Below are 16,711 nucleotides of genomic sequence, written 5' to 3'. Positions count from 1 at the left end.
TTATGAAAACGGAGTGCTGCTTGTTTTACGGAAACTAAAACCCGATTATTGTATTTATTAAAATGGCATTCTCAGAATGCTGCAAGAACTTAAAGATCAGATCATGAACGAAGATGAAATAAAGGGAGCTTTTCCTGAGCTTTCCAATGAAGTGTTGACAAAAATTGATGCGCTTTCAGAAGCTGGAAACGACTGTATAGATGAAGAAGATTTTGATGGCGCTGTAGCCAGCTGGGAAGAGGCACTGGCCCTGATTCCTGAACCACAAAATCATTATATTCAAAGTGTTTGGCTGAATGCCTCTATTGGAGATGCTTATTTCCTGCAGGATGATTTTGAAACTGCATTGACGTACTTTCTGACGGCAAAAAGCAATGTAGAGGAAAACGTATATTCCAATCCTTTTATCATGTTGAGATTAGGGGAATGTTACCTGGAGCAAGCCGATCCGGAGCGGGCCAAAGAGTTCCTGCTTAGGGCTTATCTGTTGGATCCTGAAGAAATCTTTGAAGGGGAAGAAGAGAAATACCTGGATTTCTTAAGCGCCAATGTAAACCTGAAAGAACAACCTTAAACAAATTATTTTCTACACCCGGCATCAAACGTTGTTCAACAGGAAAATTCTGTTGTTCAGGAAACCTGCCGGGTGTTTCTGTTCCCGGACCAATCGCTGCGGTTCCCAATACTGTAAAGTACGGTAAAGTGAAAACCGTATCAGACCTGCTGTCAGATTTATTCAGGATCGTACAAGGTGTAAAGACCTGGCAGGATTATCAATAAAATCAAACAATTCTTAGATAAAATTCTGTTGTAAAAAAGCAATCCAAAACCAGCTGGAATTCAGCTTCGGGACTGGTAAATACCTGCGCCAAACTATACAGGCTCTAACCAGGGTCTATACTCGGTCTATACTCGGTGCACACCCGCTTGAAAGCGTGTTAAAGGCGGGTAAGCAACCTGTATAAACCGGGTCATTTTCGGGTGTTCCGGCAAGTTGTTCCCAGGCTGTTTCCGGCCTGTTACCGAGCAGGAATTTAACAGACAAAAAGGACTATAATGAAATGATGAAACTGGAGCCCAAACCTGCTACAGAATGGAACTGGATTTGCCCATGGTGGAGCATCACAATTTGTTTACATAAGGGAAGGCCAATCCCTCCGCCTGATTTTTTGGTGCTGAAGAAAGGGACAAATATGCTGTCGGTCATTTCCGGCGGAATCCCACAGCCATTATCGGTTACCCTTATGGCTACCTTGCCTTTCTCATTGCTTTCGGCAGAAAGTATGATTTTAGGATTGGCCTGATCTTTTAAAGCATCTACTGCATTGAGCAAGAGGTTAATGAGCACCTGCTCCATTAAAGCATGGTCTGCTTTGATCAGCAGTTTTGCATCTGCAAGGATCAGTTCCAGTTCAATGTTCTTTTGCAGTAGTGTGGGCTGCATCAGCTGATAGATGTTTTCCAGCAATGACCTCACCTGCACCTGCTCCATGACCGGAGCAGCCGTTTTATTCAGATTTCTATAGGTTTCTGCAAACCTCAATAAACCCTGGCTCCTTCTCTGTATGGTTTCAATTCCCGTTTCCATGTCTTCAAAGATCCCGGTATAAGGGGGCGTTCTTTCTAAAGTGGAAAGCCGGTTTTTCAGTGTTCCCGCCAAAGAGGAGATGGGGGCAATGGAATTCATGAGCTCATGGGTCAATACCCCCAATAATTTCTGCCATGCTTTTGCTTCGGTTTCATCCAGCACTTCGTTGATGTTCTGAAAGGCAATCACCTGAAATTTTAAAGCGCCGGTTTGAAAGGCAGTAGCGGAAAGCAATACCTTCAAATGCTGATCCCCGTTTTGGATTCCGGCAATTTTAGACTCCCCGGATTTTAAAGAAATGATCTCCTGATGTAATTTTTCATCTCTCTGACCAAGGGAAGTGATGGTTTTTAAATAAGGAATCTGCAGCATCTCTTTTAGAGATTCATTCATCCAGATCACTTCTCCGTTCTCTGTCTGATAGGATAAGATGCCGGTATCGATCAACTCCAGGATTTTCTTCAGGTATTGATATTGTGTTTCTTTTTCTCTGGAGATCTGTTTAAAAGCAGCGTTAATGTCGTTAAATCCTTTTCTGAGCTGTTTCAGTTCCTGTGGAGCATGCTGCACCTCAAAATGAAGGGAGAAGTCCTGATACCGGACGGATTCTACAAAATGTTCAAATTCCCGGTATATTTTCAGTTGTGACCTATAGCCTGCAATCACAAGGTAAATGATCAGGATCGACAAAGGGATCAGCCAGGAGTACCAGCCTTGTACCAGGCAATACGAAGCGGCAGCAAGGGGGATAAACAGGAGCGTTATGCGCCAGAGGGTTCGCCAGATCAGGTGTTTAAATGTCATATTTGCTCAGCCTGCGGTACAATGCGTTCCTGGTAATGCCAAGTTCTTTCGCGGCCCAGGTGATGTTTCCGCGATTCCTCTCAATCACCTGCAGGATGGCATTCTTTTCCAATGATTTCAAACTCAGGTCTTCATGAACAGGGATTACCGTTTCTATGGGAGAAAAAACCAGGTCGCTGTCTTTCAGCACCGTGCCTTCCGCCATGATGACCGCACGTTCTATGGTATATTGTAATTCCCTTACATTTCCGGGGAAGGAATATTGTAAGAGCTTATCCATAGCAGACTCCTCAAAGTCGACCGGAGATTTAAAGTATTTATCTGCATAGACTTTCGCAAAATGTCTGGCCAGAAGCAATACATCTTTTCCGCGTTTCCTTAAAGGTGGTACAATAATTTCTACGGTATTGATTCTGTAGATCAGGTCTTTACGGAAGCGGTCGTCGCTGGCCAGTTCCCGGATCTCCACATTGGTGGCACAGATGAGCCTGATGTCTACAGGAACCGCATCGTTACTTCCGATCCTGGTCACCTGCCTGTTTTGCAGCACGCTCAACAGCTTGGCCTGCTGCTGTAAGCTGATGTTCCCGATTTCGTCCAGAAATAAGGTGCCGGTATCTGCAGCTTCAAAACGACCGGTCCGGTCTTCCCGGGCATCGGTATAAGCTCCCTTTTTATGTCCGAAGAGTTCGCTCTCAAAAAGACCTTCTGTAAGAGAACCGATGTCTACTTTAACGAATGGCTTTTTTGCCCTTAAAGATTGCTGGTGAATGGCCTTTGCAATCAGGTCTTTACCGGTACCGTTCTCCCCGAGGATAAGGATATTGGCATCAGTGGGGGCAATACGGCTGATCTTATAAAAGATATCCTGCATGACATCCGATTTACCGATCAGATCGCTGCTGATGCCCTGGCTGTTGTCCAAAACTTTGGTCTTTGTTTTTTCTTTTTTATCCAGCGCTTCGCTGATGGTGTTCAGTAATTTTTCATTATGCCAGGGTTTGACAACAAAGTCGGAAGCCCCGTTTTTTAATGACTGTATGGCCAGGTCAATATCGCCATAGGCGGTAATCATGATCACCCTGGTATCAGCGGCCATCGCCTTTATTTTATTCAGCCAGAAAAAACCTTCATTTCCATTGTTAATGGCACTTTTGAAATTCATGTCTAAAAGGATCAGGTCAAAGTGCCTGGCAGAGAGCAGGGAAGGAAGCTGTTCCGGATTCTTTTCCGTGACGACTTCCCCAACTTCAGTGTTCAATAAAAGCCTAACGGCAGTGAGTACATCCGGATCGTCATCAACCACTAAAATAGATCTGTTTTTAAGCTGCATAAATGAAAATGAATTGTCTTAAAAAGGGCGATTACAAGTATACTGTTTAATGAAACGCTTAGCAACGTTATTTTTTGAAAAAAGAAGGAAAACTACTGTACCGAAACCGAACAGCAATTGTTCGGATGCGAACGGCTAATTATGCTGGTTTTTTATTTAACTTCTTGTTTTATAGTGTTTTATTTTGTTGGTATGGCTTTTATGAAGTAATAAATCAGGATAATTCCCTTTTTAAATTTATAAGATCTTGGATACAGTTGTACACAAAAAGCGTTGGAGTTTTAAGCGGATCGCCCTCCTTGGAGGAGCGGTGCTGATCGTCGGATTAATGGCTTCCGGATACCTGTTGGGCTCAGGTAAAAGCCGGGTAAAAGTGGAGTTTTCCAACCTGGTGATTGCCGACGTCAGGAAAGGCCCTTTTCAGGAGTTCATTCCGGTGAATGGCGTGGTGATGCCCATCACTTCCATTTACCTGGATGCAGCAGAAGGAGGGAGGCTGGAAGAGAAATTTGTCGAAGACGGGGCTTTCCTGAAAAAAGGAGAAGCAATTTTAAGGTTGTCCAATACAGACCTTGAGCTGAGCCTGGCGAACCAGGAGACAGCAGTATTTAACCTGCTCACCCAAATGCAGATCTCCAGAAATGCAGCACAACAGAATACCATCGGAAAATTAAACCAGATGGCAGATGTGGAGAGCTCCTGGGAGGAAGCGGAAAGGACTTACCTGTTGAACAAAAAGCTGTTCGACCAAAAGATGATTGCCGCTCAGGAATTTAAACAAAGTCAGATTGCCTACAATTACCAGGTAAAAAAGAAAAAACTCACCGCACAGATCCTGAAACAGGATTCCACACTGACCAAACAGGAGCTCTACCAGAGTGCGCAGTCTTTCCAGCGTACACAAAATGCTTTGGCGGTGATGCGTAAGAAAGTGGAAGACCTGACGGTAAGGGCACCGGTATCGGGACAGCTGACTTCCCTGGATGCAGAGATTGGTCAGAATAAAAATAAAGGGGAAAGGCTGGGACAGATCGATGTGATCAGCGGATTTAAAGTTCGTGCAGAGATTGATGAACATTACATCTCCAGAATCTTTCCGGGTTTACAGGCAGAATTTAGTTTCAACAACAAAAAGACCATGTTAAAGGTGAAGAAGATTTTTACACAGGTGCTTCAGGGAAAGTTCCAGGTGGATCTGGAATTCGTTGGCGAAACGCCGGAAGGCATTAGAAGAGGGCAAAACCTGCAGGTACGACTTGCTTTGAGTGATGCGACGAACGCATTGCTGCTTCCCCGGGGAGGTTTTTACCAGAAAACAGGAGGAAACTGGATCTTCAAACTGAGTAAGGATGGAAAGACTGCACAGCGTACCGACCTCAGGATCGGCCGGCAGAACCCTGAATTTTATGAGCTGAAATCGGGACTTGTTTCCGGTGATAGGGTGATTATTTCCGGATATGAAGCCTATGGGGAGATGCAGGAACTGGTGCTGAATGGAGATTAATCAAAGGAAATGAATAAACTGAGTTAAAAAAATATAAAATTGCATAAGCAACCTAACCACACAAAGAAAGCTGAACCGTGATTAAAATAACTGAACTTAAAAAGATCTATCGCTCTGAGGAGCTGGAAACCACTGCTTTAAATGACCTTTCATTTGAAGTAAAAAAAGGAGAGTTTGTAGCCGTAATGGGACCATCCGGTTGCGGAAAATCCACGCTGTTGAATATTCTCGGTCTGCTCGACGACCTGGATGGAGGAAGTTTCCTCTTTAACGGCACGGAGGTGGCAAAATTTAGCGACTATAAACGCTCGGACCTGCGGACAGAAAACATCGGTTTTGTATTCCAGAGTTTCAACCTGATTGATGAGCTCACCGTATTTGAAAATGTAGAGCTGCCCTTGATTTATACCAAACTGAAAGAGAAAGAAAGAAAAAAGCGGGTAGACGAAGTTTTAGAACGAATGCAGCTGATGCACAGGAGAAACCATTTTCCCCAGCAATTGTCGGGCGGACAACAGCAAAGGGTAGCCGTGGCACGTGCCGTGGTTAACGAACCCAAGCTGATCCTGGCCGATGAGCCGACGGGAAACCTCGACTCGGTAAATGGCAATGAGGTGATGCAGCTCATGACCGACCTGAATGCGCAGGGAACAACGATCATCATGGTGACCCATTCGGAGCACGACGCGAAATACAGTCACCGGATCATCAGGATGCTGGACGGACAAGTGGTTACAGAAAATATATTGGCATAAGATGATCAAGCACTATATAAAAATTGCCATCCGGAACCTTCGGAAAAACATATTTTACACCCTGATCAGTCTGATCGGTTTGGTGATCTCTATGGGCGCATTTGTGATCCTGATGAACTATGTGGATTTTGAAAGCCATTATGATGATTTCCATAAGAACAGCGACCGGATATACCGGGCAGAATCTTATTTCACCCTGAATGGTACGGTAGCCGATTCCTGGGCAACGAGTTCTTTCGGTTATGCCGGAGCAATGAAAGCAGAATTTTCGGAGGTAAAAGCCATCACAAGGGTCAACTTTAAAGACAATGAACGGATCGTTCGCTATCAGGATAAGATTTACCGGGAGCCAATGGTGGTGATTGCAGACAGTAATTTCTTTACCTTCTTTTCCTTTCCCTTATTAAAAGGAGATCCTCAAAAAGTCTTGCAGGAGCCCAATACCATTGCCATTTCGGCCTCCTCTGCAAAAAAATACTTTGGAGATGCAGATCCGATAGGAAAAGTACTGGATGTAACCACGCGTAAAATAGTATACCATTGTGCCGTGACGGGTGTTTTTGAAGATTTTCCACCTCAGTCTCACCTGAAGCTGGACATGATCATTTCCTATGCCAGTACCAGCCAGTTTGAAAGAGATTTCTGGTATACACATTCCGCTTATACCTATGTGAAAACGGATAGCGAAGCGGATGCCCGGACGATTGAAAAGAAATTTCCGGCCCTGGCAGAAAAGTTCAAGACGGAAGATGCGATGAGGGACAAAAGCTGGGAAATTCATATGGTACCCCTGGCGGATATTCACCTGAACCCTTTAAAACCGATGGAATTTGAGGTGAAAGGAAGCAAGCAGAACGTTCGTTTTATCTTTGTCTTTGCCCTGATCATCCTGATTGTAGGATGGGTCAATTTCATCAATATCATGACTTCCAAATCCATTGAACGCGCCGGAGAGATCGGGCTGAGGAAACTGGTGGGCAGTAAGATGAAACACATGATGGTGCAGTTCTTTATCGAATCCTTCATCCTCAATTTCCTCGCAGTTTCGATTTTTCTGATCCTGATGGTCATTGCGCTTCCCTTTTTAACGCATTTATATTATTCCCCAATGTTCAGTCAGTTCTGGCAGCGCCCATTGGTGTGGGGCCTGCTGGTTCTGATTTTCCTGCTGAGCACACTGATTACAGGTGCAGTTCCGATCCTCGTGCTGAGGAAAATAAAGATTGCCGTAGTCTTGAAGAACAGGATGTCTTTCCGTGTTGGCATGGGCAAAGGCCTGCGCCATGGGCTGATCATTTTCCAGTTTACCGCGGCAATTGTACTGGTGGTCTCTACGGTGACCATCAGAAGACAGATGGATTATATGCAGGGGAAAGACCTGGGGGCGGATGTTACACAAACCCTGATCTTTAAAACCCCGGCCAAGACCGATGATTATGAAGCGAAACTGGAAATGATCACGGAAAAAATGAAAACCATCGGAGGCGTCAAGTCGGTGAGCAGGTCGAGCGCCGTTCCGGGAGAAATGGTGGATTTCTTTATTGCCAACCAGCGGGACAATGATCCGGAAAAGGTATCGGTGCTGACGGAAATGTTCCGAGTAGATTATGATTTTATTGATGCCTATCAATTGAAAATTGTCAAAGGCAGGAATTTCTCAAAAAGTTTTGCTGCGGATAAAGACAATTCCCTGATCCTGACCCAAAGCGCCATGAAGCTTTTTGGATTTAAAAACGAAGAAGAGGCTGTGGGTGGTTTTATCAACCTGGAAGGGCAGGGGAACAAGAAATATCAGGTGGTTGGTGTGCTCAAAGATTACCACCACCTCTCGCTGAAAGAAAACTTCCGGCCGGTCATCTTCCTGATGTTTAGCCCATGGAATATGCTGGATTTCAAATATGTATCGGTGAAAATTCAGGGTGGCAATGCCAAAGCCATCGCAGGAATGCTGGAGCAGGAATATAAAAGTGTTTTCCCGGATTCTTCATTTGATTCCTTCTTCCTGGATGAGTTTTTTAACCGCCAGTATAAGGACGATGTGACTTACGGACTGATCATCATGATCTTCACCTGGCTGACGATCTTTATTGTTTGTCTGGGGATTCTGGGGATAGCCAGTCTGATGTTGCTGAGGAGGACCAAGGAAATCGCCATCCGTAAGATCTCCGGTGCCAAGCCATGGCAGATTTTGAAACTGATCAATATGGAATTTATCCGCTGGGTTGGACTGGCCATTCTGATTGGAACGCCTTTATCCTGGTGGATCATGCACAACTGGCTGGAGAATTTCCCTTATCGCACAGAGATAGAATGGTGGATCTTTATCCTTGCCGGACTGCTCACGGTGCTCGTTACCGGAATTACGGTGAGCATTCAAACGGTAAAGAACGCTTTGGAGAACCCTGTGAAAAGCTTAAGAAATGAATAACAGGAATTTAACAGCTGAATTTGTATATTGTAGGATATAATTCTCACCTGTAAAAAAATAGTTATGAACCAGAAAGAAGTCAACGATGAGTACGTTAATGCCGTAAATAAGATTGAAACAATTTTAAAGTTCGACAAAAGTGTTTATCCCAATGCGACTGATTTTATCAGTCATTTGTTAGCCCTGGCTAAAGAAAATCATTTCCAGGTGCTGACCAAGGATGGCTCCAGTCTGGAAGATGCGATCAAAGGATAAAAAGAAATTTTAAGATTTATTGTAAGGATTTCAGTTTACCTCCGACAAGGAGGTAAACAAATCTTTACAAATGAAAAATTATTCAAAATTTGGCTACGGCCTTAGTGTCATCGGAACTGCCCTTGTCCTGATTTGGATCGGGATCTTTAAATTTACCCATGCGGAAGCAAATGCGATTAAAGGGCTCGTAGAACATAGTTTCCTGATGAGCTGGATGCTAAACATTACTTCTCTTCAGGGGGTATCTAATTTTATCGGCGTCTTTGAAATCCTGACCGGACTATTGCTGATTGGTTCTTTCCGGAATAAAAACCTTGGGAAAATCGGAGGCATACTGTCTGTCCTGATCTTTCTGACCACACTTTCTTTCCTGTTTACCACACCAGGGGTATGGCGTACGGTGGAAGGGGTCCCAATTACAGATTTCTTCATCCTGAAAGACCTGACCCTGTTGGGGGTATCATTACAGGTACTGGACCACAGTCTCCGGAATGCTTAAACTGTTCAGCTGAAAGAAAGGGCCAACGTCATTCACGTTGGCTTTTTTTATGCGGTAAAAAAAAATATTTATACAAATAAGTTATAAGTAAATGAATATTCATTTATATTTGAACATTCAATTATAAAGCGATGCGTATCAGAGATGTAAATAAAGTAGAGTTGGTGAAGGAAAAGGCGATCGAGTTGCTCGTTAAGGTCGGTTTTGAGGGTTTTACCATGGGTAAATTAGCCAAAGAATGCGGTATTTCGGTAGCTACACTTTACATTTATTACAAAGACAAGGACGACCTGATCCTGCAGGTTGGGATGGAAGAAACGGAAAGAATGAGCGCCATGATGCTGGAAGATTTCGACCCCGAAGCCCCTTTTGCCATTGGCTTGCGGCAGCAATGGAAAAACCGGGCAAATTGCATGCTGGAAAATCCTTTATCTGTACAGATGATGGAACAGCTGCGCACCTCCACCTATCAGGAAAAGATTTTTGAACGCCTGATTGAAACCTTTAAAGCCACTTTAGGCAGATTCATGCACAATGCCGTAAAAAGAGGAGAGATCGAAGCCATGCCTTTGGAAACCTACTGGTCTGTAGCTTTTGCCCCTTTGTACAACCTGATCCGGTTTCACAATGAAGGACGAAGCATGGGCGGCAGACCATTTGTCTTAACAGACGAAATCCTTTGGGGAACCTTTGATCTGGTATTAAAAGCTTTAAAAAAATAACTTAAAACCCAGGTACCTATGGAACTGAATATGAACGATATCCTGCTCTTCAAGACGGACATCCGTACAGAAGGAGATAAGCAGCTGATTGCAAAAGTAATGCAGGAATATAAAATTGCCAATTGGACCGTAGACCAGGACGATATCGACTGTGTCCTGAGGATCGTCTCCTCCCAGTTGAAGCTACATGATGTCATCGACCTGGTGGTCCATAACGGATACCAGTGCGAAGAATTAACTTAATTAAAATTATTCTAATGGAACAAACACTCCCTAATCCCAATATTAATATAGCAGCCCCTTTTTCGGGCTACCAAAAGCTGGTGATCGCCCTGCTGGCCTTCCTCCAGTTTACCATTGTGCTCGACTTTATGGTACTGGCACCTCTGGGCGATTTTCTAATGAAATCATTGTCCATCACGCCAAAAGGTTTCGGCCTGGTGGTTTCTGCTTATGCATTTAGCGCCGGTGCATCGGGAATCCTTGCAGCGGGTTTTGCAGATAAATTTGACCGTAAACAACTCCTGTTGTTCTTTTACACGGGATTCATTATCGGTACTTTATGCTGTGCCATGTCTACGACTTATGAAATGTTGCTTGGTGCAAGAATTGTAACGGGTTTATTCGGTGGGGTAATCGGGGCGATCTCGATGACCATCGTAACCGATCTTTTTGCGGTTCATCAACGTGGCCGTGTCATGGGCTTTGTGCAAATGGCTTTTGCAGCCAGTCAGATTCTGGGAATTCCGGTAGGACTTTATCTGGCCAATATCTGGGGATGGCATGCGGCCTTCTTCATGATTGTAGGCCTGGCCATTCTGATCGGCCTGACGATTCTGATTAAGGTGAAACCAATTGACCAGCACCTTGCTGTTCAGTCTGACAAAAATGCCTTTTTACACCTCTGGCATGCCGTTTCTAACCGCTCTTATCAAACCGGCTTTCTGGCTACTGCTTTTCTAAGTGTAGGCGGGTTTATGCTCATGCCCTTTGGAAGCGCCTACCTGATCAATAACATTAAAATTACCCAGACAGAATTGCCAATGGTGTTCATGCTGACCGGTGTTGCCTCTATCATTATGATGCCCCTGATTGGTAAGCTGAGCGATAAAGTAGATAAGTTTATGATCTTTTCTGCCGGATCGGTTCTTGCCGTGGTGCTGATCCTGATCTACACCAACCTGAGCCCCGTTCCGCTTTGGGAAGTAGTGGTATTGAACATGATCCTTTTTATGGGCATCATGAGCAGGATGATTCCGGCAACTACATTAACGATGAGCATTCCGGACATGAAAGACAGAGGTGCTTTTATGAGCGTGAACGCTTCTTTACAGCAGGTAGCAGGCGGAATAGCCGCTTTATGTGCCGGATTGATCGTTACTCAGGAAACAAAAAGCAGTCCGCTTCAACATTATGATACCCTTGGTCTGGTCGTTTCTGTCATGGTTTTAATTTGTGGCATTTTCGTGTACAGAGTGAGTGTATTGGTTAAAAAGAAAGAACAGGCAGGCTAAATTGAAAGCGTTCAATATGGAACAATGAATGTTCGATATTGAACGCTTTTTTATAAGCTACCCGCTTGGTAATGGATTTACGAAGCGTTTAAAGATTTGGCATTGAAATGGTTTTAAAAGGACTGCTGAACAAGTTTTACCCATAAATACCTCACCGATGTTCAAACTCAATTTAAAGATTGCCTTCCGTAATATCTGGAAAAACAGAAGTGCTTCGTTTATTAATATTGCCGGATTGTCTTTAGGCCTTGCCGGTTTTATCCTGATCTTATTGTACCTGAATTATGAAACAGGTTATGATAAATGGTCTCCAAAATTGAAGAATGTCTATAAAGTTGGGGTTCATTTTCGCGTGGGTGCGGCAGATGAATGGTGGGAAACCATGCCTGCCAGCTTTATTGCCCTGATCCGGGAGAAATCCCCGGACGTCGAGAGCGCAAGTATTACTAATTGGGGGGATGAAGTCATTGAACATAACCGGCAGTTTTATTATGACCTTAATGTGAGGCAGGCGGACAGTACCTTTTTTCGGACTTTTCCTTTTACTTACCTTCAGGGAGACATCCATACGGCACTCAACGAGCCTAAGAATGTAATCGTCAATAAGAAAACTGCATTGCTGTTATTTGGAACTGAACAGGTACTGGGGAAGACCATAAAATTGGGTTTAAAGAAAGAAGTCCATACCATTACCGGGGTTTGGGACAATGAAAAGAACCATACTCATTTCTGGGCGGATGTCATTACCCCCATGTCTATGCCGAAAGAAGAACACTGGGGCAATTTCAGCTATAACGCTTACATCAGGTTAAAAGAAGGGGTGGATCCAAATATCGCGCTTCCTAAACTTACCCGTTTATTTATGGATGCCAAGGCGCGCTGGTCTGCCAGGAATGCAAATAAGGTCATAAATACCAAAGGATTACTCACTATAGCCGAAGCACAGGCAATTCTGAATGAAGGAAGGGACAGTAAAACAGAGCTGATCTATGAGCCGGTCGGCAGCGTTTATACAAGTTCTGTTTTTTATGGGAAAAGCAAAACCACCATGATGTATGTTTTGTCGGCACTGGCTATATTTTTGCTCGTGATCGCCTGTATCAATTTCACCAATCTGGCCATTGCCCATGCAGGGAAACGTGCCCGTGAGATTGGGGTGAAGAAAGTATTAGGTGTAGAAAAGAACATGCTAGTGGTTCAGTTTCTGTTCGAGACTTTTTTACAGACCACCTGTGCTTTTTTACTCGGACTGACCCTTGTAGAATTATTTCTTCCTTATTTTAATGGTTTATTGGGTACCCGGCTCAGCTTTTTTGGTGCGGGGAACATATTGAGCCTGTCATTCCAGGTAGGCCTTGTCTTTATTCTGGTGACCCTTTGTGCCGGTTTATATCCCGCTGTTTATTTTTCCGGGTTTTTACCCGTTAAGGTCTTAAAAGGAAATTTCGACCGCAGTGCAAGGGGCATCCTCATCAGAAAAGTTCTGGTGGTGAGCCAGTTTGTGATTACCTGTACATTTATCATTTGTTTTGCGGTGATGTATAGTCAGCTGAAGTTCATGCGGAATAAGGATGTTGGCTTGCAAAGGGCTCAGGTTTTGTCTGTCAGGGTACAGACAGACCAGATTAAAGAGATGCCTGCAGATAAATTTGAACAAATCCGGCAAAGACTGAAAAGTATTGAAGGGGTAAAACAAGTGTCCCTTTCCAGCCGTTCTCCCTGGGGTAACGGAGGAAGTTCAGGGGATTTGAATTACCGGGGGCAAAGTCTGATGGTACAGGATTATTATGTGGGTCTGGACTATTTTGAAACCCTTGGTATTTCTTTAAAGAGTGGCAGGGCATTCTCCAATGCGAATTTTCAGGCAGATACCACAAATGTAGCAGTCGTGGTCAATGAATCCCTGGTAAAAGAACTGGGCATCAGGAATCCTCTGGGAACTGTTTATGAAAGGGGAGGGGAAAATTACCGGATTGTTGGGGTAGTAAAAGATTTTAATGACCGGGGCTTTGAGACTGAAGTCAAACCATCACATTTTATTGTAAGCCCGCGCTGGTATCAATATGGAAACCTCTTGTTAAGTATCCATTCGGAAAATCCTCAGGAAACTCTGAAAAAGATCACCGAAGAATGGGCAAAGATCGAACCTGGCTTACCAATCAGGTCAAACTGGCTTGACGAGTCTTTTGCTAAAAATATGGAAGACTATCAGCGTCAGGGGGTAATGATGCAGGTGTTTAGCATCGCTACACTTTGCATTGCCTTACTTGGGCTCTTTGCTTTGGCGACTTACAATGCCAAGGTCAGAACCCGTGAAATTGCCGTCAGAAGGGTCCTTGGGGCTTCTACTACCGGGATTTTAAAGCTCCTGAACAAAGAGTTTGTGGGCTTGGTTGCGGTGGCCAACCTGATCGCCTTCCTGATTGCTTATATCCTGATGAACAAATGGCTGAATGGTTTCGCCTACCGCATAGAGGTACCTGTCCTGTTGTTTGTGCTGACCGGATTGTTCTCGCTCCTGCTCACCGTGTTTACGGTAAGCTGGCAAGCCTATAAAGCGGCAATGAGTAATCCTGTGGATGCCCTGAAATATGAATAATTAAAATAGCTGGATCGTAGTTGCATTTTGAGCAGCTGCGGGCGTACTCATTTTCTTTTTCAGCAGTTCATTCAATTTTTTCATCAGTAAATGCGGATCTTCCCAATTGCTGGCTTCTGCAGCAATTTCTGTCGCAGTGCGCATTTTATACAGTTTGTTATCTGCTGATAAACGATGCTGCTGGAACAAGCGGACCAGTTGCTGATCGGATTTACTCTTGGGTTTGCTGCGGATCTGTTTATTCAGGGGATTGATGACCTGCAGGCTGATCTCTTTTGCAAAGTAATTGAAGGCCGCTTCAATTCTTGCATGAATGGCTTTATGTTCCTTTAAGCCGTTGTCTTTCTGTAACTGACGAAGCTGAGACTGGAAGCGTAAAGAAAGGTCCTGAAGCGCCTCTTCCGACCTGTTGAGGTTCCCGATCATTGACCGGAGCTCGGCATCGTTAGACTTCATGATTTCATGGTCTGATGTAACCGTACTTAAAGACTCGATGACCTCCTGGAAAGAAAACAGATTGCTGAACAGATAAATGATATATCTTTCCTGTGATACAGACAGCAATTCGTTCAGTTCATCCTCCTTACCGGTATTCATGTAGTTTAATACTTCTATGTTGGAGCGCAGGCTTTCCTTATTGATTTTGGAACGGAGGATCAGTCCGTTTAAGGTGCGGACCCTGCTTAAAGCCACATAGACCTGTCCTGAAACAAAAGAGTTTCCGGCATCGATAATGGCACTGTCAAAGGTTAAACCCTGACTTTTATGGATCGTTACTGCCCAGGCCAGCTTGATCGGGAACTGGTAAAACTCGCCCACCTGCTGCTGAACGATGGCCTGGTTTTCATTGGCCTTATATTCAAATGACTGCCAGGAAGCCCTTTCTAAAAGCAGGTCTTCCTCATCAGGGAAAGAAACGTAGATTTCTTCGCCTGCGATGGATTTTACTTTTCCGATTTTCCCGTTATAAAACTTTCTGTTTTCTCCGGTATCGTTTTTAATGAACATCACCTGAGCACCGATTTTTAGTCGCAGGGACTGTTCTACCGGCAGGGTTTGAATGTTGAGCGTTCCGTCTACCTGTCCTTCGAAAATATAGTCCTGACCTTCCAGTTCATCCAGTTTCTCATTGTTTACCGCATTGGCTTCTGCATTATGAGAAGTAATGATAATGTGGTTCGATCCTTCTGCCTGTTTAAAGTCAGGATCAAAGCGCTGGTTCAGGATGGCCAGCCTTGCATCACCGATCTGGTTGTTCCTGATGTCGTTCAGGATGTCTACAAATTCAGGTTCTGTTTGTCTGAATACCTTTTTAAGTTCTACCTGCAGCAAAGGGTGTTGTTTCACTACGCTGGCTTCAAAGAAATAAGGGGAGGGGTATATTTTACTTAATAAGTCCCAGTCTTCTCTTTTGGTGACCGGCGGCAGCTGAAATAGATCACCAATGAGCAGGAGTTGTACGCCACCAAAAGGGGCATCATTTTTTCTGACCATCCTCAGGATGGCGTCTACCGCATCGATCACATCACAGCGGACCATGGATACCTCATCGATGATCATCAGTTCCAGTTCTGTCAGCAGGCTTTTTCTTTCTCTGGAATAATTGAGTTCCGTGAGCAGGGTTTTGATGGAGACCACACCGGCCTTTAAGTTTGCCAGGTTAACATCCCCCGGGAAAAAGGAACCTGGAGGAAGCTGGAACAGCGAGTTGATCGTTACACCTTTGGCATTCATCGCTGCTACTCCTGTCGGGGCAACGATAACGGTCTTCTTTGCGGTCGTTTCTTTGATTTTTCTAAGTAAAGTGGTTTTTCCTGTTCCGGCTTTTCCGGTCAGGAAGATGCTTTGATTGGTATATTCAATAAAAGATATGACTTTATCAAAAATTTCATTAGAAGGGTCCGCAGTACTCATATCTGCAAATTTAGCCTAAATTTTCTAATCAATAAGGATGTTGTGGCAATGATTTCCCACATTCCGACACAATTGTTTGACTGGCAGGGAATTCATAATGGTGGTCGCCGGGAAGGAGGTTAATTTTGAAATTTTTCAGCTTCAGCTCATTCAGGGGTTTAGGGTTTTCCTCCGTTCCGTAATAACAAAAGATGGGGATACTGATCTTTTCCACTTCGGGGATCACCTTGTATGCCTTATCGTCTCCTGCGAGATTGAGCAGGTCTGCGGTATGGACTTTAAAGGCGCTGCTGGCAAAGGGGGAAAGCAATTGCAGGGACATTACCCTTCTTTTGGCACGGAAAGGAAGGCGGTTGTAAATAAAGGGGATTACATCAGCGCCGAAGGAATACCCGCAAAGGTAAATTTCGGATGTCTTGTATTTTCTTCTGTATGTTCTGAGGAGGAGCAGGATGTCTTTGCTCAGTTCCTGTGGTGTTCTTTGTGTCCAGAAGTAGTTTCTGGAATTGAAGCCTACCGTATGGAAACCTTTTTCTGAAAACTGCCGGGCGAGCTCATCTTCGAAATCCAGCCAGCCGCCGTCGCCGGAAAGAATGAAGATCAGTTTTTTTGAGGCGGGATCGGCAGAAGGGTAGAGGATGATGGGGAGGTCGTAGTCATATCGCTCGAGTCCGGTATGGTTTATTTTTCTATTCCGGAGAAATATTCCGCAACCGGAAAATAAAACGACCATAACCATTACGATACCAATTTTCCAGTGACCCATTCTCTTTTTGCCGATTATTTTTTTGCTGCT

14 protein-coding genes are annotated in these 16,711 nt (G+C 44.3%); 10 read left to right on the top strand and 4 right to left on the bottom strand.

The annotated features are described in order from the left end of the window. Positions 1-76: 76 nt before the first annotated feature. Positions 77-574: a tetratricopeptide repeat protein gene (locus DBR43_RS17880; protein ID WP_124583238.1), complete on the top strand. Its 498-nt coding sequence runs from the start codon at positions 77-79 to the stop codon at positions 572-574. Positions 575-1,051: 477 nt separating this feature from the next. On the opposite strand, the gene DBR43_RS17875 is transcribed toward DBR43_RS17880, so the two are convergent. Together DBR43_RS17875 and DBR43_RS17870 are read right to left on the bottom strand one after the other, a co-directional pair. After that, positions 1,052-2,392 carry a sensor histidine kinase gene (locus DBR43_RS17875; protein WP_124583236.1) on the bottom strand — a complete coding sequence of 447 codons (1,341 nt, stop codon included), beginning with the start codon at positions 2,390-2,392 and terminating at the stop codon, positions 1,052-1,054. Further along, the gene (locus DBR43_RS17870; protein WP_124583234.1) at positions 2,382-3,725 is read right to left on the bottom strand and encodes a sigma-54-dependent transcriptional regulator; all 1,344 of its coding nucleotides are present in this window, start codon (positions 3,723-3,725) and stop codon (positions 2,382-2,384) included. The genes DBR43_RS17875 and DBR43_RS17870 overlap by 11 nt, the downstream gene beginning before the upstream one ends. Before the next feature lie 247 nt (positions 3,726-3,972). Between DBR43_RS17870 and DBR43_RS17865 the strand changes: the two genes are divergently transcribed. From DBR43_RS17865 to DBR43_RS17825, 9 genes are all read left to right on the top strand, one after another. Beyond that, the gene (locus DBR43_RS17865; RefSeq protein WP_124583232.1) at positions 3,973-5,229 is read left to right on the top strand and encodes an efflux RND transporter periplasmic adaptor subunit; all 1,257 of its coding nucleotides are present in this window, start codon (positions 3,973-3,975) and stop codon (positions 5,227-5,229) included. 77 nt (positions 5,230-5,306) lie between these two features. Continuing rightward, positions 5,307-5,984: an ABC transporter ATP-binding protein gene (locus DBR43_RS17860; RefSeq protein ID WP_124583230.1), complete on the top strand. Its 678-nt coding sequence runs from the start codon at positions 5,307-5,309 to the stop codon at positions 5,982-5,984. Between the two features lies 1 nt (position 5,985). Then, positions 5,986-8,412 carry an ABC transporter permease gene (locus tag DBR43_RS17855; RefSeq protein WP_124583228.1) on the top strand — a complete coding sequence of 809 codons (2,427 nt, stop codon included), beginning with the start codon at positions 5,986-5,988 and terminating at the stop codon, positions 8,410-8,412. A gap of 63 nt (positions 8,413-8,475) precedes the next feature. Then, on the top strand, positions 8,476-8,667 hold the full coding sequence (locus DBR43_RS17850; protein WP_074603959.1) for a hypothetical protein: 192 nt from the start codon (positions 8,476-8,478) through the stop codon (positions 8,665-8,667). 70 nt (positions 8,668-8,737) lie between these two features. After that, positions 8,738-9,166, top strand: coding sequence for a DUF417 family protein (locus DBR43_RS17845; RefSeq protein WP_124583226.1), 429 nt, complete (start codon positions 8,738-8,740; stop codon positions 9,164-9,166). A gap of 131 nt (positions 9,167-9,297) precedes the next feature. After that, the gene (locus DBR43_RS17840; RefSeq protein ID WP_124583224.1) at positions 9,298-9,888 is read left to right on the top strand and encodes a TetR/AcrR family transcriptional regulator; all 591 of its coding nucleotides are present in this window, start codon (positions 9,298-9,300) and stop codon (positions 9,886-9,888) included. 18 nt (positions 9,889-9,906) lie between these two features. Then, the gene (locus tag DBR43_RS17835) at positions 9,907-10,131 is read left to right on the top strand and encodes a hypothetical protein (protein WP_124583222.1); all 225 of its coding nucleotides are present in this window, start codon (positions 9,907-9,909) and stop codon (positions 10,129-10,131) included. Positions 10,132-10,145: 14 nt separating this feature from the next. Continuing rightward, entirely contained in the window at positions 10,146-11,402 is a 1,257-nt protein-coding gene (locus DBR43_RS17830; RefSeq protein ID WP_124583220.1) for an MFS transporter, read from the top strand. Positions 11,403-11,559: 157 nt separating this feature from the next. After that, positions 11,560-14,001, top strand: a complete 2,442-nt coding sequence (locus tag DBR43_RS17825; RefSeq protein ID WP_124583218.1) for an ABC transporter permease — start codon at positions 11,560-11,562, stop codon at positions 13,999-14,001. On the opposite strand, the gene DBR43_RS17820 is transcribed toward DBR43_RS17825, so the two are convergent. Both DBR43_RS17820 and DBR43_RS17815 read right to left on the bottom strand, forming a co-directional pair. Beyond that, positions 14,002-15,915, bottom strand: a complete 1,914-nt coding sequence (locus DBR43_RS17820) for an ATP-dependent RecD-like DNA helicase (protein WP_124583216.1) — start codon at positions 15,913-15,915, stop codon at positions 14,002-14,004. Positions 15,916-15,943: 28 nt separating this feature from the next. Further along, on the bottom strand, positions 15,944-16,681 hold the full coding sequence (locus tag DBR43_RS17815) for an AcvB/VirJ family lysyl-phosphatidylglycerol hydrolase (RefSeq protein WP_124583214.1): 738 nt from the start codon (positions 16,679-16,681) through the stop codon (positions 15,944-15,946). Positions 16,682-16,711: the final 30 nt, after the last annotated feature.

The sequence above is a fragment of the Pedobacter sp. KBW06 genome (assembly GCF_003852525.1).
Lineage (GTDB): Bacteria > Bacteroidota > Bacteroidia > Sphingobacteriales > Sphingobacteriaceae > Pedobacter.
This window is presented reverse-complemented; position numbering and strand designations above follow the sequence as displayed.

What these genes read in the sequence shown, in the direction of transcription:
- DBR43_RS17850 (WP_074603959.1), top strand. Translation starts at nt 8,476, where the DNA reads ATGAACCAGAAAGAAGTCAACGATGAGTACGTTAATGCCGTAAATAAG.
- DBR43_RS17825 (WP_124583218.1), top strand. Translation starts at nt 11,560, where the DNA reads ATGTTCAAACTCAATTTAAAGATTGCCTTCCGTAATATCTGGAAAAAC.
- DBR43_RS17875 (WP_124583236.1), bottom strand. Translation starts at nt 2,392, where the DNA reads ATGACATTTAAACACCTGATCTGGCGAACCCTCTGGCGCATAACGCTC.
- DBR43_RS17820 (WP_124583216.1), bottom strand. Translation starts at nt 15,915, where the DNA reads ATGAGTACTGCGGACCCTTCTAATGAAATTTTTGATAAAGTCATATCT.
- DBR43_RS17840 (WP_124583224.1), top strand. Translation starts at nt 9,298, where the DNA reads ATGCGTATCAGAGATGTAAATAAAGTAGAGTTGGTGAAGGAAAAGGCG.
- DBR43_RS17815 (WP_124583214.1), bottom strand. Translation starts at nt 16,681, where the DNA reads ATGGGTCACTGGAAAATTGGTATCGTAATGGTTATGGTCGTTTTATTT.
- DBR43_RS17880 (WP_124583238.1), top strand. Translation starts at nt 77, where the DNA reads ATGCTGCAAGAACTTAAAGATCAGATCATGAACGAAGATGAAATAAAG.
- DBR43_RS17835 (WP_124583222.1), top strand. Translation starts at nt 9,907, where the DNA reads ATGGAACTGAATATGAACGATATCCTGCTCTTCAAGACGGACATCCGT.
- DBR43_RS17845 (WP_124583226.1), top strand. Translation starts at nt 8,738, where the DNA reads ATGAAAAATTATTCAAAATTTGGCTACGGCCTTAGTGTCATCGGAACT.
- DBR43_RS17830 (WP_124583220.1), top strand. Translation starts at nt 10,146, where the DNA reads ATGGAACAAACACTCCCTAATCCCAATATTAATATAGCAGCCCCTTTT.
- DBR43_RS17870 (WP_124583234.1), bottom strand. Translation starts at nt 3,725, where the DNA reads ATGCAGCTTAAAAACAGATCTATTTTAGTGGTTGATGACGATCCGGAT.
- DBR43_RS17855 (WP_124583228.1), top strand. Translation starts at nt 5,986, where the DNA reads ATGATCAAGCACTATATAAAAATTGCCATCCGGAACCTTCGGAAAAAC.